Origin of the sequence: Streptomyces toyocaensis, from assembly GCF_000725125.1 — a bacterium.
GTDB lineage: Bacteria > Actinomycetota > Actinomycetes > Streptomycetales > Streptomycetaceae > Streptomyces > Streptomyces toyocaensis.
In genome coordinates, this window is sequence record NZ_JFCB01000001.1 from 1 (window position 1) to 15,778 (window position 15,778).

Below are 15,778 nucleotides of genomic sequence, written 5' to 3' on the forward strand. Positions count from 1 at the left end.
ACCGGCGCCGGCGCCGGCCGGGGCGGCGGCCAGGGCGGTGAGGAGCATGGACCCGGCGGCCACATGGACGGCGGCGGCAGTTCTCATCGACGATCCCTTCGGTGCACGACGGCGACAAAAGGGATGTTTCGTTCGGTGGTGGCGTGAGGCAAGCACCCCCCGCCGGGGTGTGTCGGCCTTCAGGGCTCCCGGTACGGGTCCCGGTGCGCGAGGGCCGCGCGCAGCTCCGGCTCGCCCACCGCCCGGATGCCGCGGACCGCGACCGAGGTCAGATACGTACGGTCGTCCCCGGCGTCCCCGGCGCCGACGGGCAGGGTGCCCAGCAGCCGCTGACCGGCGGGGGAGGCCCACCGCGCGGACGGATGGATCTCGAACCGCGCGATCGCCAGGCAGCCCAGCGTGAGGATCAGCGGCAGGGCGAACCAGAGGGCGACCAGATGGCGCGGCGTCTGTGACGGGACGGGCATGAGCAGGGCCGCCGCCCCCAGCCCGGCCACGGCCGGCACCGCGAGCCGCACCTGCCGCACCGCGTCCGCGACGGTCGTGGCGGCGCCGTCCGGCACCGCCAGCCCGGCGCCGACCAGCCGCTCGGCGATCCCGCGCACGGCGTCGGCGGTCGCCGCGGCCGCCCGCACCGGCGCTATGGGCGACTGCCCCTCGGGCCCGACGGCCCTGATGACCGTCCGCTCCAGGTCGTCCCGTCCGTGCGGATCGACCACCGTCGCCCAGCCGGTGTGCGCCAGCAGCAGCCGCCGCTGACGCGCCATCGCGACGAGGGCGACGTCGGCGACCCGCCCGGGGCCGCCGGACAGGAACGCGGCCTCGTACAGCGTCAGATCGTGTCCCTCCCCGCTGCCGGAACCGGCGGCCGCGGCGGCACCGCGCGCGGCGGCCAGGCACAGGCGCAGGCACGTCGCACCGGCGACCGCCCAGGCCAGGAGGAGGAGCGGGACCCAGAACATGAGGTGTTTGTAAGCGACGCGGCCACGGAACACCATGCCCTGTTCACCATCCGGGCACAGTGTTGTCGATGTCCGGCGTCCCGCCCGGACGACGCGTGCCTCGGGCCCGGGTCAGCGCCGCAGCAGCACCCGCCGTGTGGCGCGCGCCAGCCGCACCGCCGGCCGGCCCGACCGCGGCCTCGGCCCCGACCGCTCCAGCCACCATTCCCGCAGCTCGCGCCGCAAGCGCCCGTCCTCCGGCCGCCCGGCCGCCAGCAGCTCAGCGACGAAGTCCAGCGCGTCGCGCCGGTGGCCGCCGGTCATCGGCCGCTTCTGCGCGTACGCCAGGAAGGCGGGCCGGTATCCGTCCCCGAGGAGCACCGGCAGTTCGGGCGCGACCTTGGCGACGACGTCGGCCCGCTTGGCGGCGAGCGCCCGCGCCTGCACGCCCATCCGCACCCGGTCGAACCCCTCGGGCACGGGCGCCTGGGCGACGAGCGCGGACAGCACGGCGGTCTGTGCGAGCGCGATCCGCTGCCGCGCGGCCTCGACGGCGCCCCGCCGCCACTCCGGGCGGCCCCCCACGACCGGGGCCGCCCGTGCGTCCCGGCGTCGCGCCCCCTCCTCGACCGCCCGCCGGACCGCGGCCAGCTCCCGCTCCAACTCGTCGGCCCCGGGGAAGTTCTCGTCCCGTTCCAGCAGGACGCCGGGAGGACGGACACGGGACGCGAGATCGGTCAGGACGTCCAGCACGGGCCCCGGCACGGGGTGGGCGTGGCTGTCGTGCCACACGCCGTCCCGTTCGAACCCGCCCGCCACATGCACGTACGCGATGGCCTCCAGGGGCAGTTCGGTGAGCGCCTTGGCCGGGTCCTCGCCCCGGTTGACGTGGTTGGTGTGCAGATTGGCGACGTCGATGAGCAGTCGCACCCCGGTGCGGTCGGCCAGCTCGTACAGGAACTGTCCCTCGGTCATCTCCTCGCCGGGCCACGAGATCAGCGCGGCGATGTTCTCCACGGCGAGCGGTACGGGCAGCGCCTCCTGGGCGATCCGGACGTTCTCGCACAGCACGTCCAGGGCGTCACGGGTGCGCGGCACGGGCAGCAGGTGCCCCGCCTCGATCCGCGGCGAGGCGGTCAGCGCCCCGCCGGCCCGCACGAACGCGATGTGCTCGGTGACGAGCGGCGAGCGGAGGGCGACGGCCCGCTCGGCGAGGGCCGCGAGCCGGCCCTCGTCGGGCCGCTCCGCCCCGCCGAGCCCGAGGGACACCCCGTGCGGCACGACGGTCACCCCGCGCTCGCGCAACCGCACCAGCGATTCGGGCAGATGCCCGGGGCAGACGTTCTCGGCGACCACCTCGACCCAGTCGATCCCCGGCATGCGCTCCACCGCGTCCGCGATCTCCGGACGCCACCCGATCCCGCTCCCCAGTCGCACGGTCATGCCCGCCCCCTCCGCCACCCGGCTCTCGCGCCCGGCCCCCGAACGTCCTTGCCGGACGTGCCTGGGGTATCGCCCCACCACCCGTCCCCGAACCGCCCTCCGGCCACCTTCAGAGCAACATTTGAGGTTCGGACCCCGCGCCGGGTCAGCGCACCGTGAAGGCCGGGGACGTGCCGGTGAACGGGGTGATGGTGCCGACGAGGCTTCTCGCGTCGCCGTGGTAGACGATGCGGTAGGCGCCCGAGGGGGTGTCCTGGGGAATGTCCCAGGTGATCGTGACCTTGGAGGCGGCGATGCCGTCGCGTTCCCAGTGGAAGCGGGTCGGCCAGTCGCCGTCGTCGGCGACGGTGCGCCAGGTTCCGTCGGGGTCGCGGCGCTGGATCTCCAGGTAGGTGTCGCCGCGGTGCAGGTCGTTGCCGGGGTGGGCGCCCGCGAACACGGCCTCGGCCCGTTCACCGGGACGGTGGTTCTCCCGCGGCGGTACCAGCACGTCCCCGAACCTCCGGAACGCCGGCGGCGCGTCCAGCACCACCCCCGGCTGCAGGGAGAGCGCCTTGCCGGACAGGTCCGGCGGCTCCGGGCCGAGGGGGAGGTCCGTTCCGTCGCGCAGCGAGGCTGCCAGGGCCGCCGCCGTCTGCTGGAGCGCCGGCAGCTGCCAGCGGCCGAAGAGCGTGCTGCCGCCCTCGTACTGCTGCGCGTCGTACTCCTCCGGGGTCGTCACGTAGTGGAAGTACGCGTTCGCGTACCCGGCGACCAGTACGTCGTCGAGGTCCGCGCCCACGATCCCGGCGACCGTGCGCCGCAGCCGCAGGCCCGCGCAGACGGTCACCTCGCCCGGTATGCCGATCAGGTGGAGCCTGCCGATGCGGACGAGCATCACGGGCACCCGCTCCTGCACCCAGGGATAGACGCGGTTCATCTCCCCGATGGGCACGAACACGTCCTTGGGCGCCTGCGCCTGCCTCAGCTCCGGTGAGACCGTGTAGACCACGGAGTCGGAGATCGCGTCCCAGAACGGGTTCTCCCCCTCCTCGAAGCCCGGGAAGGCCGGCCCGTCCTCCATGCTGCCCGCCGCCATCGAGGCGCCGACGCAGGGCCTGGACGTCCGGTGGGTGCGCCCGTCACCGGTGAACTCGGGGCGGACGGTGACGTCGGAGAGGTCGACGTACACCAGCCGGGAGTCGACCGGACCGGACAGCCGGACGCCGGGCCGGCGCGCCTGGGCCGCGGCGGCCTCGTACTGCCGGAGCCCGTTCGCGCGGGTGTGCGCGAAGTCCTCGGGGGTCGTGGGCGGTCGCAGGTCCAGATTGGGGGACATGTCGCCGCTGTTGGTCTGGGCGAACGCCGAGACGAACGCAGGGGAGCCGTCGGACAGGTAGTCGACGTCGTGGACCTCGCGCTCCCAGTGGTAGGCCGCGTACCCCTTGTTGTCCGCGCTGACGAGCCGGTTGTCCCCGGACATGCTGGTGCTGTGCACCGGGAACCAGTTGACGGCTCCCACGGCCCGCCCGCCCCGTTCCACCCGCAGCAGCGTGGTGTGCGTGTCGACGGCGTCCGGGAAGTGGTCGCGGTCGGCCTGCGGGTTGCGGTCGAATGCGGTCCGGGAGCGGTTGACGCTGGCCCCGGTCAACGTGCCGTGGCTGAGGACGAGTTCGGACGGCGCCAGGTCGTCGTGGGCCCGCTGGGCGGCCTCGAACAGGCCGTCCGCCACCGCCTCGAAGGTCTTGTGGTGGAAGCCGAACGTGGTCGTGTTGTACAGCAGATGGTGCGAGTAGCCACCGGGGCCGGCGTGCGTGTGGGTGGCGGTGATGAGCACGTTCTGCTCGGTGTAGAGGTCGCCGTACGCCTCACCGAGCCGGCGCAGCACCGCCCGGTGCACGCTCTCGAAGATCATCGGTGAGTCCGCGACGATCAGCATGACCCGCCGCCCGCTCGCCTCGTCGGCCACGACGAACGCCCGCGCACGCAACCGGGTGTGCAGCCCGGCGGCCTGCTGGTCGAACCGGCCGTACCCCATCATGCCGACCTCGGCGACCTCACCGGTGGCGTCGGCGAGGCCCCTGCCGACGAGGAAACCGGTGCCGCGGGCGGCTGCTGTGGCCCGGTCAGGGGCCGCCAACTGCGCGCCCGCCAGCCCCAGACCGGTGAGGGCTCCCGCTCGCAGGACGGTACGACGGCGGTGCACGGGACGACGTTCCGCGGACATCTGCTGCTCCTCAGGCTCGACCGGCCCCCCGCGGCGCAGAACATGAACAACTCTCAAGTTCCGCGCCCCCATTGGTACACCGCCTGCCTCAGACGCCGCAAGACGTGTGCGAGGCGGCCGGAGGGCCGCCCGGTGGCGCCGCCGTACCGCAGAGGCCGGGCGCCCACCCGCGCAGGGGGCCGTCACCGAGTGTCTCCGGCGTCACCGGTGTGTCACGGACGTACGCGGTAACGCGTCATCCATGGGGGCCCGGTCTCCGCGGCGGTCCTCCTCCTCCCGACGGCCCTGGCAGCATCAGCGCCACCCCGCCGAGCAGTGAGACCGCGGCGGTGAGGACGAACAGCGCGCCCAGCCCCAGGTCAGGGATCAACGCACCGGCGAGGGCAGGTGCGGCGACTGAGCTGACGGCGCCGACGACCAGGCAGCCCGTGAACGCGGCGCCCGCGCGGTCGGGCACCAGCTCGGCGGTCCAGACCGCCAGGACCGCCGAACCTGTCATGTACCCCACGCCGAAGAGGCAGGCGGATGCCGCCGTAGCGGCCGGGGAGTCGCCGTCCCAGCCCAGGAGCGCCAGCGCCGCAGCCACCGTCACGAGGCACAGGGCCGCGACCCTCGGGCTGCCCAGTCGCTGTGCGACGGCCCCGGTCGCCACGCCCACCACGCCGATGACGCCGATGGCCGCGTAGAGCGCCGGGACGGCTGCCGCCGGGAGGCCGCGGGCGAGGACATCGGCGGCGTAGGTGAAGTAGATGACGACGACCGCGAAGTAGACGACGGAGTAGGCGGCCGGGACCCTCAGTGTCCTCGCGAGTGAGGCGCCCCCGCGCCGTCCGTCCGGGTGTGGGGCCGGACTGGTCCGCGGCACCAGACGGATGTTCACCACGGCGGCGGCCACGGCGGCAAGGCCGATGCCGCACCACACCAGGCGCCATGACCACAGTGCGGCGAGGGCGGCCAGGCCACCCAGCACCACCAGGCCGCCGCTGGTGCCGGTCGTGATGATCGCCAGCGCTCTCGGCTGCTCCCGCGGCGCCACCGTCCCTGTCACGATGTCGGAGTAGGGCGCCCACACCCAGCCACCCGCACTGCCGGCCAGGACGGCGCCGGCGGCGAGCAGCCAGGGGGACTGCGCGACGGTCACGATCACCGCGCCTCCCGCGCCGCAGACCCCGCCCACGGTCGTCGGCGCCCGCGAGCCGCGACGGGCGGCGAGCGGCCTCGCGAGGAGCAGGCCGGCCAGGTAGCCGGCGAACGTGGCGCCGGCGACGAGACCGAGTACCGGTTCGGAGAGTTCCAGATCCCGTCGGATGCCGGGAAGCGTCAGACCGTAGGCGTACCGGGCCATGCCGAAGGCGACCCCGACCACCGCCGCTCCGGCCAGGCCGACCCGGCTGCCCGCGGACAGCGTCATGCGTGCTCCCTCGTCCTGCGGCACCGAGCCGGTGCCCACCACGGCGATCGGCGTCGCGATGCGCTTGGTCCGGCCGGGGTACCGCGGCGAGGGGGACGGGAAACCCGGCCCCACCGTCCGCTGCGTCAGGGGTTGCGTCGGTGGCGCAGTGCGGGATGGTCCGCCACCACCGTGCAGGAGCCCGGGGCGATCTCCGTGTAGCCCGCGTCGCGGACCGTGGGGAGGCCGCCGGTGGTCAGGGCGGGCCAGCCGGCCGGGGCGGCGGTGCGGACGGCGAGGGGGAATCCCGTGTCGTGCCAGCTCCTGCGCTCCTCGGGGGAGAGCTCCCACCAGGCCAGTTGCGCGCCGTGGCCCGCCTGGGCCATCGCCTTGCCGGCCGACATGCCGAGGCCGGGGTTGAGCCACAGGGTGGGGAGGCCCGGGTCCGCCGGGGGCACGGGGTCGGGGTCGTCGAGGTCGGTGCCGGAGACCTGGAGGCGGGCCAGGTCCCTGGGCCAGCCGTCCAGGGGGACCGGCGGGAAGACGCGGACCTCGGCGGACTTGCCGGTGACCGTGATGCCGGGGAGCGCCTCCGCACGGCGCCACTCCGCGCCGCGCGCCCGGCGCACCACCTTGCGGATGCGGGCGTCCTGCCAGTCGCGCACCGCCCGCGCCCATTCGCCCTCGCCCACGGAGCGCTCGTCGGTCAGCATGACCAGCACCGCGCGGGCCGCCGTCTCCAGGGCGTCCGTGCGGGCCGGGGGCGCCGCCCGTTCGATGCGGACCACCAGGGGCAGCACGAACTGGCGCGCCTCGTCACGGGGACCCGGGTCGGGGCGGAAGGGGCTGTCGGGGGCAGGAGATCGGTCAGTGCTCACGGAGCCAAGTGTGCCAAGCCGCGAGGCGCCTTCGTCAGCCCGCGCAGGACGTGCGTTCGGCCTCCCGCCATTCGCACACCGGGCACATGGTGATGCCCTTGTACGACTCGGGGTACTCCGTCGGCTCCCGGCACACCACGCACGCCGCGTAGGGCGGGCCGTCCGCCTCGGGGGGCCTGCTCACGTCGATCAGGCAGTAGTCGTTGACGGTGTCGCTCATGCCTCCAGCGTAGGCCCGGCGCGTCACCGGCGGTCCCGGCCCGGCGGTTCAGCGGGCGGACCCGCCGAGCACCCCGCCGCCGCGCGGTCCGCCCCTCCGGGCCGGGCGCTTCCGGGACTCGCTCGACGCGAGGCGGAGCGACGGAGTGTAGGTCCGGATTGATTGATCGGGCGGCATGGAGGTGAAAGGTCCGGGCGCAGGATGTAGCGGGTGACGACGAGGCCGGCGATGTGGGCGCAGAACACACCGGCCCGCCTGCGGGCATCCGCTCCGCCGATCCGGGCCGCGATCTTGCCGATAATCTCCCGCTCCAGCATCTCCTTCACCAGCCCGGTGACGGCGGGGTCCTGGGCGGCGCCCGCCACCAGGGCGCGCAGGGGTACTCCGGACTCCGGGTCCTCCCACAGGGCGAGCAGGTCGCGCAGGGCCCGCTGGGGAAAGGCCACCGGGTCGCCCTCCGCGGTGCGGGCGAGGGTCTCGGCGGGGTTGACGGCGGCCACCGGCCGGACCATGGCCTCCGTCCTCTCCGTCCGGCCGGCGCCCCTGTGGTGCGGTGCGCCACCGGCTCGTCGTCGCTCCGGTATCACTGACGGTGAGCAGGCCCGTCCGCGTCACTTCCCGGTGGAACGGTCGCCGCCCCGTCCCGCTCCGATCAGGTCGGAGACCTTCACGAAGCGGTAGCCCTGGCGGCGCAGCTCGGGGACGATCGTCCGCAGGGCCCGTTCCGTCGCCGGGGCGGCGCTGCGGGTGCAGTGCAGGACGACCACCGACCCGGGGCGGACGCCGTCCAGCACCTGCCGGGCCACCGCGTCCGCGTCCGTGGCGAACGCGTCGCCGCCCACCACGTCCCACTGCACGGCCGTGACGCCGGCCGGGACCAGCGCCTTGAGTGCCGGACGGTCGTAACAGCCGCCGGGGAAGCGGAAGTACGGCATCGGGTCCGTCACCCCCACTTTCCGGAACACCGCGTACGCCCGTTCCACGTCCGCCCGCATCCGGTCGGCGGAGACGGTCGGCAGGCCGTAGCAGTCGCCGGTGAAGGCGTAGTGGCTGTAGGAGTGGTTGGCGACCTCGAAGAGGGGGTCGCGGCCGATGGAGCGTGCCTGGTCCGGGTACTCCTCGGCCCACCGGCCCGTCATGAACACCGTGGCCGGCACCTTCAGCGCCCGCAGGGCGGCGATGAGCTGCGGGTGGTCGAAGCGTTCGCCCGCCGCGGCCCTCGGGCCCTGGTCGGCGGTCATGTCGGCGTCGAAGGTGAGGGCGACCGTCCTGCCGCCGGTGCGCGGGCCGTGGTGGAAGACCGGGGTCAGGCCCGCGGGGCCCGGGGCCAGGGTGGGCGGCGACGGGACGGCGGGGGAGGCCGAGGGCGCGGGGTGGGGCGGCCGGGGGTCCGGGCGGGCGGCGCAGGCGGTGAGGGCGGCGAGCGCGGTGGTCAGCACGCATGCGGCGGCTGCCCGGCGTGTAAGTGTGATCACCACATGACGGTATGAGGTGCTTTGCGGTGACCGGTGTGGGCCGTGGGGGGACGCCGACGAGTCTCACCCGGTCGGCGGGGCCCCGTGCGTCTAGATGTCGCGCCGGTCCAGCGGCCGTGTCGCCGGGCCCTGGATGACCTTGCCCTCCGTGTCGAACCGGGAGCCGTGACACGGGCACTCCCAGGCCCGCTCGGCGGCGTTGAAGTCGACCAGGCAGCCCATGTGGGTGCAGCGGGCCGAGAGCGCGTGCAGAGTGCCGTCCTCGTCGCGGTAGACCGCGAGCCGTCCGCCCTCGACGCGCACCACGGCTCCCTCGCCCGGCGGCAGTGCCTCCACCGGCGGCGAGGGACGCATCCGGTCGCCGACGAAGTGCTTGGCGACCTGGGCCTGGTGCTTGAGGAAGGACGGCGCCTCGCGCACCGTGGAGGCCAGGCGGCGCGGGTCGTACAGGCCGCTCCACTCGCGCTCCTCGCCCATGATCTGCGCGGTGAGCAGCAGTCCCGCCATCATGCCGCCGCTCATGCCCCAGCCGCCGAAGCCGGTGGCGACGTAGGTGTGCCTTGCGCCCGGGTGCAGCGGGCCGACGAGGGGCACGGTGTCGGTCGGATCGTTGTCCTGGGTGGCCCACCGGTGGGTGAGCTCCACGTCGGGGAAGTGCCCCCGGGCCCAGGCGGCCAGGCGGTCGAAGCGCGCCCGGGTGTCGCCCGTGCCCGGCGTGAAGTGCTCACCGGTGACGATGAGGAACCGCCGGGTGCCGTCCTCGCCGTACGGGGCCGTGCGGACCGAGCGGGTGTTCTCCTCGGTGGTGATGTACATGCCGCCCGGGTCCTGGGCGGCCGGGATCGGGCCGGCGACGACCAGCTCCCGTCGCGGTGAGAGGCGGGTGAACAGCAGCGCCCGGTCGAAGACGGGGTAGTGGGTGGCGACCACGACGTCGCGGGCCGTCACCATGGCGCCGGTCGACGTCGACAGCCGGCACGGCGTGCCCTCCTCCAGACCGAGGACGGTGGTGTCCTCGTGGATGCGCCCGCCGTGCGCCAGGATGTCGTCGGCCAGGGCCAGCAGGTACTTGCGCGGGTGGAACTGGACCTGGTCCGCCACCTCGACGGCGCCCGCCACGGGGAACGGCAGCCCGGTCGCCGTCACGAACGACGCCGGCAGGCCCGCCTCCCGCGCGGCCCGCGCCTCCGCGCGCAGTTCCTCGACCTGGCTCTCGTCCCGGACGAAGGTGTACGCGCTGCGGCGCTCCCACTCGCAGTCGACGCCCAGCTCGGCCACGACCCCGGCCGTGTGCTCGATCGCCTCGGACTGCGAACGGGCGTACAGCCGGGCCCCCTCGCTGCCGCGGGTGCGGCGCAGCTTGTCGTAGACCAGTGTGTGCAGGGCGGTGACCTTGGCCGTGGTGTGGCCGGTGACGCCGGCCGCGATCCGCCCGGCCTCCAGCACCGCGACGCTCCTGCCGGCCCGGCTCAGCTCCCGGGCCGTGCACAGCCCCGCGATGCCCCCGCCGATCACCGCCACGTCGACCTCGACGTCGTCGGTCAGCGCGAGATGCCGTCCGCCGGGTGTGCTCTGGAGCCAGTACGAGTCGCCGGCCTGCTGCTTCTCCGTCATGCCGGGCCGGGTACCCACATATGTCCGGTTCAGTGGACCGGGTCGTCCTGTTGCGGGACGGACGAGGGGAAGCTAACGTACAACCAAATGGTTGTAGATGGAATCGCGGACGAGACCGGCGACGCCGTGGGCCGGCTGTTCCACGCCCTGGCCGACGCGACGCGGCGCGACATACTCCGTCGCTGCGTCCGGGGTGAGCTGTCCGTGTCACGTCTGGCCGCGGCGTACCCGATGAGCTTCGCCGCGGTGCAGAAACACGTCACCGTGCTGGAACGGGCCGGCCTGGTCACCAAGGAGCGACGCGGACGGGAGCAGCTCGTGCGCACCGACCCCGACGCGGTGGGCCGCGCGAGGCAGGCCCTGGACGACCTGGAGTCGGCCTGGCGTGCCCGGGTGGACCGGATGTCCGGTCTGCTGACCGAGGACGCCGACGCGACCGGTGACGCCGACGCCCCGGCACCCGCGCAGAACACGACGAAAGGACCGGACAGATGACTGTCACCAGCGTCGACAAGGACGTCGACCGCCTCACCCTCACGCTCGTGGCCGACTTCACCGCCCCCGTGGAGCGGGTGTGGCGGCTGTGGGCGGACCCGCGCCGGCTGGAGCGCTGGTGGGGGCCGCCGAGCTACCCGGCGACCTTCGAGGAGCACGACCTGACGCCCGGGGGCGGGGCCAGGTACTACATGACCGGCCCGGAGGGCGAGAAGTTCGGCGGCTGGTGGCGCGTCTCCTCGGTGACGCCTCCGACGGCCCTGGAGTTCACCGACGGCTTCTCCGACCAGGACGGCAGGCCGAACCCCGAGATGCCGACCACCTCGGTACGGATGACGCTCACCGAGCACGACGGCGGCACGCGCATGGAACTGCGCAGTGTGTTCGACACCCGGGAGCAGATGGAGCAGCTGGCAGAGATGGGCATGGTGGAGGGGATGAGCCAGGCCGTCGGCCAGATGGACGCGCTCCTGGCGGGCTGAACACGGCGCCGGGACGCGGTGGGCGGCGTGCCGCCCACCGCGTCCCGGTCGTCGTCGTCCCCCGGCTACCCGCGCCAGGGGCCCGTCACGGCGAACGTCGTGCCGGGGTCGTAGCAGTTGACGTACATCGTGCTGCCGTCCGGGGAGAAGGTGACGCCGGCGAACTCGCCCCACTCCGGATCCTCGGGGGTCCCCGTGTTCTGGCGGTTGCGGGCCATCGCGTAGACCTCGCCGCGCCGGGTGACGCCGTAGACGTGCTGGGCCCCGCCGCCGTCCTCGCACACCATCAGACCGCCGCCGGGCGCGAGGCAGATGTTGTCCGGCGACTCGCCGGGCAGCTGGACGTCCGTGTCCGGGCCGAAGACGATCACCAGGGTCAGCCGCCGCCGGTCCGGGTCGTACCGCCAGATCTGGCCGTAGTGGTCCCCGGCCGAACCGTCGGCGCTGCGGGCGAAGGACGAGACGAAGTAGACCGAACGCCCGCCCCAGTAGCAGCCCTCCAGCTTCTGCGCGTGGGTGATGCCCTTCGGGCCGAAGTCCTGGTGGCGGATGGGGGTCCCGACGGCCCCCGGGTCCGGTACGTCGACCCACTCGATGCCGTCGAACCGGGCACCGATCTCCTGGATCGAGGACAGGTCGGGAACCCCCGGCACCCGCATCGCCTGGAGCCGGCCGCCGGCGCGCAGCGAACCGGTGCCGCCCAGGGGCTTGTGCGGCAGGAAGCGGTAGAAGAGGCCGAAGGGCCGCTGGAAGGCGTCCTCGGTCTCGTAGACCACGCCGCGCCTCGGGTCCACGGCGACCGCCTCGTGCTGGAAGCGGCCCATCGCGGTCAGCGGCACGGCACCCGTGCGGCGCGGGTCGGCGCCGTCGACCTCGAAGATGTAGCCGTGGTCCTTGGTGTAGCCGTTGGTGCCGGCCTTGTCCTCGGTCTCCTCGCAGGTCAGCCAGGTGTTCCACGGGGTCGGCCCGCCGGCGCAGTTGACGGCCGTACCGGCGATCGCGACCCGCTCCGACAGTACTTCGCCGTGGTGGTCCAGGGTCAGCGCCGTGCAGCCGCCCTTGCCCTCCGGGTCGTAGGTCAGCCCTTCGAGCACCGGGACGGGGGCTCTGCCACTGGCGCGGTTCTCGTGGTTGCGGACCAGGTGGACGCGGCCGTGACGGCCGGCGAACGCCGCCATGCCGTCGTGGTTGGAGGGCACCGGGCCCTCGCCGGAGCGCAACGGGTCGCCCTCGCGGGAGAGCACCGTGTAGCGGAAACCCTTCGGCAGGTCGAGCAGCCCGGCGGGATCGGGGACGAGAGGGCCGTAGCCGCGGTGGCCGAGGTCGCGTGCGGCGGCGGTGCCGGTGAACAGTTCGGAGAGGGCGCCGGTGAAGACGATGCCGATACCCACCGCCCCGGAACGGGCGAGCATCTGACGACGTGTCGCCGGGGAGCCGGTGGTGGACCCGGTTTCTGACATGGGGAAACCTTCCTGCTGGCGGACAGGAACTGTGACCAGCCGTGTCTATCACCTGCCGCCGGTCCCGGGAACCACGCGCGTAGCACGTGTCACGGGCCCGGCGGTTCTCCGGGGGGCGCCTCGCCGGTGTCCACCGCGCGGTTCCCGGGCGTCTGCTGGGCCCGCTCCAGGAAGCGCAGCAGCTCCACCGGGAAGGGCAGGACGAGGGTGGAGTTCTTCTCGGCGGCGACCGCGACGATGGTCTGCAGCAGGCGCAGTTGCAGCGCGGAGGGCGTCTCGGCCATCTGCTGGGCCGCCTCGGCGAGCTTCTTCGACGCCTGCAGCTCGGCGTCGGCGTTGATGACGCGGGCCCGGCGCTCGCGGTCGGCCTCGGCCTGGCGGGCCATGGACCGCTTCATCGTGTCGGGCAGGGAGACGTCCTTGATCTCGACGCGGTCGATCTGCACGCCCCAGCCGACCGCGGGGCTGTCGATCATCAGCTCCAGGCCCTGGTTGAGCTTCTCGCGGTTCGACAGCAGGTCGTCGAGGTCGCTCTTGCCGATGATCGAACGCAGCGAGGTCTGCGCCATCTGTGAGACGGCGAAGCGGTAGTCCTCCACGTTGATGATCGCCGCCGCCGCGTCGACGACCTTGAAGTAGACGACCGCGTCGACACGTACGGTCACGTTGTCCCGGGTGATGCCCTCCTGGGCCGGGACCGGCATGGTGACGATCTGCAGGTTGACCTTGCGCAGCCGGTCCACGAAGGGGACGATCAACGTGAAACCGGGGTGCCTCGTGTCGCCCCGCACGCGGCCGAGGCGGAAGACCACGCCGCGTTCGTACTGCTTCACGACACGTGCCGCCGCGACGAAGTACGTGGTTCCCGCGATGCCGGCCGTGACGGCCGCGGTGAGCAGTTCCTGGACCATGACGACCTCCCGTCCAGAGGTCTGCCTTGTGCGCTTTCATCCGCTGTTGTCACGATATGCCCGTCCTGCGGGCCGGGGCCACGGCGGCGGGGCAGGTCGTCCGCCCCCGGGTCCTACCGGGCGTCGGTGAGGCGCCCCGCGTCGCGGGCCAGGGCGGTGAGGCGGGATATCGCCCGGAAGTACTTCTTCCGGTAGCCGCCCTTCAGCATGTCCTCGCTGAACAGCCGGTCGAACGGCAGGCCCGAGGCCAGCACGGGCACCTCGCGGTCGTAGAGCCGGTCCGCGAGCACCACGAGCCGGAGCGCGGTCGACTGGTCCGGCACCGGACGCACGTCCGTGAGGCACACCGCGCGCAGTCCGTCGGTGAGGGCGCCGTAGCGGCTGGGGTGGACCCGTGCCAGGTGGTCCAGCAGATCCGGGAAGGAGTCGAGCGAGGCGCCCTCGGTGGCGTGCGCGGTCCGGGTCACCACCTCGTCGGAGTACGGCGGCGGCGCCTCGGGCAGGCCCCGGTGCCGGTAGTCCTCGCCGTCGATGCGCAACGCGCGGAAGTGGGCCGACAGGCCCTGGATCTCGCGCAGGAAGTCGGCGGCGGCGAACCGGCCCTCGCCGAGCTTGCCCGGCAGGGTGTTCGAGGTGGCGGCGAGCGCGACACCCGCATCGACCAGCTTGCCGAGCAGGGTGGAGACGAGCACGGTGTCGCCCGGGTCGTCCAGCTCGAACTCGTCGATGCACAGCAGACGGTGCCCGGAGAGGGTCCGCACGGTCTGCTGGAAGCCGAGGGCGCCGACCAGGTTGGTCAGCTCCACGAACGTGCCGAACGCCTTGAGGGAGGGCTCGGCCGGGGTGGCGTGCCACAGGGAGGCCAGCAGGTGGGTCTTGCCGACGCCGTAGCCGCCGTCGAGGTAGACGCCGCGCGGCCCGGCCGGGGACTTCTGCGGAGCCTTGCCGAAGCCGAACAGCCTGCGCCGGCCCGGGGCACCGGCCGGCGACCCGTTCAGCCCCGCCGCGAAGCCCTCGAGGACGCGCACGGCCTCGGTCTGGCTCGGCTGGTCCGGGTCGGGGATGTAGGTGCCGAAGCGCACCGCGTCGAACCGCGGCGGCGGCACCATCTCGGCGACGAGCCGGTCCGCGGGGACACGCGGCTCGCGGGCGCACAGGGACAGCGGAGCCACGTCGGCTGTCGGACCGGGACGGGAGGCGGCGGAGGAGGACACGGTCCCCCATGCTACGGGGCGTGGAACACTGCTCGACATGCGACGCCTGTTCCCCGTGACCGACGTGACCGACGAGACAGCGGCCCCCGGAGGTGAGGAGGGGCGCCAGTGGAGCCTGGCCGAGCTGGCCGCCGCGTACGCCTACCCCGGGCCGGGGCCCGGCGGCCGGGAGCCGTGGCTGCGGGGCAACATGGTGTCCACCCTCGACGGCGCCGCCCAGCACGACGGCCGCTCCCAGCCCATCTCCTGCCCGGCCGACATGCGGATCTTCGGTGTGCTGCGGGCGCTCGCCGACGTCGTGGTCGTCGGCGCCGAGACCGTACGGCAGGAGGGCTACCGTCCGGCACGCGCGCGTGCGGAGTTCGCCGCCGCCCGGGAGGCGGCCGGACAGGGGCCGGCGCCCGTGATCGCCGTGGTGACGGCGAGCCTCGACCTGGACTTCTCCCTGCCGCTGTTCACCTCCCCGTTGCTGCCCACGCTCGTCCTGACCGGCGCGGGCGCCGCCCCCGACCGTGTCGCCGCCGCCGAGAAGGCGGGCGCCCGGGTGGTGACCGCCGGGGAGGGGGTGGCGGTGGACCCCGCGCGGGCGGTGCGGGCGCTGGCGGACCTCGGACACACCCGGCTGCTCACCGAGGGCGGGCCGCGGCTGCTGGGCCAGACGGTGGCGGCCGGGGTGCTGGACGAACTCTGTCTGACCGTCTCCCCGATGCTCACCGCGGGTGACGCTCAGCGCATCGCGGGTGGACCCTCGGTGACACTTCCGCGGCGTTACACGCTGAACTCGGTGTTGGAGGAGGACGGCTTCCTGTTCACGCGCTACCGGCGGGCCTGACCGTCCGGACCGGGAGCGGCCGGGAGCGGAAGCCCGGAAGGAAGGGGAGATCCTGTTCGGCGACGGCCGCCGGTCCGGCGATCGGCGGAACGGACCGCACGCCCCGAGCGGGAAAGGGCAAGACTGGTTCCGGCAGTACCTGCGCGAACACGGGGCAGGATGGTGTGCGCGGGGGCTGGACCGGCCCACGGAGCAGAGAGGGCCCGCGGGTCCTCCG

The 15,778-nt window shown here is 73.8% G+C and carries 15 protein-coding genes; 3 read left to right on the forward strand and 12 right to left on the reverse strand.

All coding sequences use genetic code 11. The features are described 5' to 3' along the window. Positions 1 to 179: 179 nt before the first annotated feature. The 9 genes from BU52_RS00005 to BU52_RS00045 all read right to left on the reverse strand — a co-directional run bounded on the left by BU52_RS00005 (position 180) and on the right by BU52_RS00045 (position 10,167). Positions 180 to 962, reverse strand: coding sequence for a TIGR04222 domain-containing membrane protein (locus tag BU52_RS00005; protein WP_037927651.1), 783 nt, complete (start codon positions 960 to 962; stop codon positions 180 to 182). Positions 963 to 1,073: 111 nt separating this feature from the next. Further along, positions 1,074 to 2,384, reverse strand: a complete 1,311-nt coding sequence (locus BU52_RS00010; protein ID WP_037925785.1) for a DUF692 domain-containing protein — start codon at positions 2,382 to 2,384, stop codon at positions 1,074 to 1,076. Between the two features lie 145 nt (positions 2,385 to 2,529). Beyond that, on the reverse strand, positions 2,530 to 4,590 hold the full coding sequence (locus BU52_RS00015) for a neutral/alkaline ceramidase (protein ID WP_037925789.1): 2,061 nt from the start codon (positions 4,588 to 4,590) through the stop codon (positions 2,530 to 2,532). Positions 4,591 to 4,825: 235 nt separating this feature from the next. Then, entirely contained in the window at positions 4,826 to 6,001 is a 1,176-nt protein-coding gene (locus tag BU52_RS00020; protein WP_037927654.1) for an MFS transporter, read from the reverse strand. A 125-nt stretch (positions 6,002 to 6,126) separates the two neighbouring features. Further along, positions 6,127 to 6,858: an aminoacyl-tRNA hydrolase gene (locus BU52_RS00025; RefSeq protein ID WP_037925792.1), complete on the reverse strand. Its 732-nt coding sequence runs from the start codon at positions 6,856 to 6,858 to the stop codon at positions 6,127 to 6,129. Positions 6,859 to 6,892: 34 nt separating this feature from the next. Next, positions 6,893 to 7,078 carry a hypothetical protein gene (locus tag BU52_RS00030; RefSeq protein WP_037925795.1) on the reverse strand — a complete coding sequence of 62 codons (186 nt, stop codon included), beginning with the start codon at positions 7,076 to 7,078 and terminating at the stop codon, positions 6,893 to 6,895. Between the two features lie 23 nt (positions 7,079 to 7,101). After that, positions 7,102 to 7,590, reverse strand: a complete 489-nt coding sequence (locus BU52_RS00035; protein WP_051857761.1) for a TetR/AcrR family transcriptional regulator — start codon at positions 7,588 to 7,590, stop codon at positions 7,102 to 7,104. 99 nt (positions 7,591 to 7,689) lie between these two features. Further along, positions 7,690 to 8,553, reverse strand: a complete 864-nt coding sequence (locus BU52_RS00040) for a polysaccharide deacetylase family protein (protein WP_037925798.1) — start codon at positions 8,551 to 8,553, stop codon at positions 7,690 to 7,692. Positions 8,554 to 8,643: 90 nt separating this feature from the next. Then, the gene (locus tag BU52_RS00045; RefSeq protein WP_037927657.1) at positions 8,644 to 10,167 is read right to left on the reverse strand and encodes an FAD-dependent oxidoreductase; all 1,524 of its coding nucleotides are present in this window, start codon (positions 10,165 to 10,167) and stop codon (positions 8,644 to 8,646) included. 87 nt (positions 10,168 to 10,254) lie between these two features. On the opposite strand from BU52_RS00045, the gene BU52_RS00050 reads away from it, so the two are divergent. Further along, the gene (locus BU52_RS00050) at positions 10,255 to 10,662 is read left to right on the forward strand and encodes an ArsR/SmtB family transcription factor (protein ID WP_037925801.1); all 408 of its coding nucleotides are present in this window, start codon (positions 10,255 to 10,257) and stop codon (positions 10,660 to 10,662) included. Further along, positions 10,659 to 11,144, forward strand: a complete 486-nt coding sequence (locus tag BU52_RS00055; RefSeq protein ID WP_037925803.1) for an SRPBCC family protein — start codon at positions 10,659 to 10,661, stop codon at positions 11,142 to 11,144. The genes BU52_RS00050 and BU52_RS00055 overlap by 4 nt, the downstream gene beginning before the upstream one ends. A gap of 65 nt (positions 11,145 to 11,209) precedes the next feature. Here BU52_RS00055 and BU52_RS00060 read toward each other — a convergent pair whose 3' ends face one another. From BU52_RS00060 to zapE, 3 genes are all read right to left on the reverse strand, one after another. After that, positions 11,210 to 12,604, reverse strand: a complete 1,395-nt coding sequence (locus BU52_RS00060; RefSeq protein WP_051857765.1) for an alkaline phosphatase PhoX — start codon at positions 12,602 to 12,604, stop codon at positions 11,210 to 11,212. An 89-nt stretch (positions 12,605 to 12,693) separates the two neighbouring features. Next, entirely contained in the window at positions 12,694 to 13,515 is an 822-nt protein-coding gene (locus BU52_RS00065; protein WP_037925809.1) for a slipin family protein, read from the reverse strand. A 113-nt stretch (positions 13,516 to 13,628) separates the two neighbouring features. Then, positions 13,629 to 14,768 (reverse strand): cell division protein ZapE, encoded by a 1,140-nt coding sequence (gene zapE, locus BU52_RS00070; protein WP_051857767.1) that lies wholly within the window; start codon positions 14,766 to 14,768, stop codon positions 13,629 to 13,631. Between zapE and BU52_RS00075 the strand changes: the two genes are divergently transcribed. Continuing rightward, positions 14,767 to 15,561, forward strand: coding sequence for a pyrimidine reductase family protein (locus tag BU52_RS00075; RefSeq protein ID WP_037925815.1), 795 nt, complete (start codon positions 14,767 to 14,769; stop codon positions 15,559 to 15,561). The genes zapE and BU52_RS00075 overlap by 2 nt on opposite strands. Positions 15,562 to 15,778: the final 217 nt, after the last annotated feature.